Below are 1,762 nucleotides of genomic sequence, written 5' to 3'. Positions count from 1 at the left end.
ATACTTATGAGAGACATAAAAGAATTGAAATAGCAATCCCCTATGTAAATAAGGTATAATCTACATATAGTGAACCTTTTACGTAATTAAATAAAAGGTTCTTATACTCAAAAATTCATAAACTAGAAGGTGCAACAATGTTAAGTAGTTTTATTCATTCAGTATTAACGTTTTTTGAAGGATTAGGTTATTGGGGCATTATGCTTGGACTTATGATTGAGATTATCCCAAGTGAAATTGTCCTTGCTTATGCAGGATACTTAGTATTCAATGGAAGTATCTCATTTATAGGCGCAGTTGTATTCGGTACAATTGGCGGTGTTATTGCCCAAATCTTTATTTATTGGCTTGGACGATATGGTGGACGCCCTATATTAGAACGTTATGGAAAATATATTTTCATACATAAAAAGCAAATAGACGCTGCAGAAGATTGGTTTAATCGTTACGGAACTGGTGTCATTTTTACAGCACGCTTCATTCCAGTAGTGCGTCATGCGATTTCAATTCCTGCTGGTATTACAAAAATGCCTTTACTACGTTTCACTACACTAACAGCACTTGCGATTATCCCTTGGTCTATTATTTTCATTTATTTAGGTGAAAAGCTAGGTGAAAATTGGGAAAATATTAACGATATTGCTGGTCCGTATGTGAAATCATTCGCAATTGGTGGCGTCGTACTTATACTTTTATACTTCGTTATAAAAAAATGGACAAAAAAGCGTAAAAATCTTGCTTAAGAATATAACAAAAACCGCTATAAATTCATTCGGAGTTATAGCGGTTTTTTATTTATATATGAATTAATCTTCAAGAATTATATAACACCTTTCCATCTACATTTACATGGATAAGCAACCGTTTGATCATTTCTTTCGTATATTATCTCAAAAAGGAGTGATTCCCCTATGCATTGGCAGCAAAAAATACAATACTTAATCGGACGTCCTATCGGCATTTCTTTCATGAACGGGCAAGGAACTTCTGGTGTATTATGTTCAGCGCATGATGGTCAATTATATGTGTATGAATACCTTTATCAAGCCCAGTTCGCAATGAAACATTATGATTATAGACAGATTCAAGATATACATGCATTCCCAAATTGTCCTCACCAAAATCCTCTATACTAAAAAAATCGGAACGGCTCATAGCCATTCCGATTTCTATACTTTATTTCTCAGAATTAAATTTATGCACTGCTTCATCAAAATAAATCCAACCTTTCCAGCCCAAATGAATCGTATCTTTTAAGAAATACTTATCATATTCATGACCAGAGAAATCAACTACTGGATATCCTGCTTTCTCAACCTGTTCTCGAACTTTTTTATAATACACTTCACGGCGTTCTTTCGGGAAGCCAGTATAATCATACCAAGGCCCATTTACGGGTACAGAAATAAAGAGTGGTTTGACATTTTTCTCTTTAAATAAATCTAAAATAATTTGTAAATCATCGTATTCTGGTGATTCATCATATGTTTCATTTGCTCTAAAGTTTTTTAAACCTTTTAGTTTTTTCTTCAGATTATTCTTATGATAATACGGATTTTCAATTCCGAATGTATTTGTAGTAGACTCTGCTTTCCCTTCTTGTTCTGCGTGTTTACGTGCGTCTTCCCAAGAAATTGAACGAAGTCCGATATTTGTTTTCTCTTTCATCGGTTCGATTTTAAATAAAGAGTTAAATAAATCTCTATGATCTAAAATATTTCGATGCATATAAGCAAGTGGTTTAACTAAACCTGCTTTTATG

At 33.2% G+C, this 1,762-nt stretch carries 3 protein-coding genes; 2 read left to right on the top strand and 1 reads right to left on the bottom strand.

Annotated elements, in window-relative coordinates:
• Positions 1–137 precede the first annotated feature (137 nt).
• Both ABWK52_RS28910 and ABWK52_RS28905 read left to right on the top strand, forming a co-directional pair.
• A complete protein-coding gene (locus ABWK52_RS28910; RefSeq protein ID WP_000952913.1) occupies positions 138–743 on the top strand; it encodes a DedA family protein in 606 nt (201 codons plus the stop codon).
• Between the two features lie 168 nt (positions 744–911).
• Positions 912–1,136, top strand: a complete 225-nt coding sequence (locus ABWK52_RS28905) for a hypothetical protein (protein WP_087947697.1) — start codon at positions 912–914, stop codon at positions 1,134–1,136.
• A 40-nt stretch (positions 1,137–1,176) separates the two neighbouring features.
• Here ABWK52_RS28905 and dltD read toward each other — a convergent pair.
• The coding region (gene dltD / locus ABWK52_RS28900; protein WP_353772353.1) for a D-alanyl-lipoteichoic acid biosynthesis protein DltD at positions 1,177–1,762 on the bottom strand (586 nt) is incomplete at its 5' end.

The sequence above is a fragment of the Bacillus sp. AP50 genome (assembly GCF_040492675.1).
Lineage (GTDB): Bacteria > Bacillota > Bacilli > Bacillales > Bacillaceae_G > Bacillus_A > Bacillus_A cereus.
Note: the sequence above shows the minus strand (reverse complement) of the source record. Positions and strands in the feature narration are given on the sequence as shown.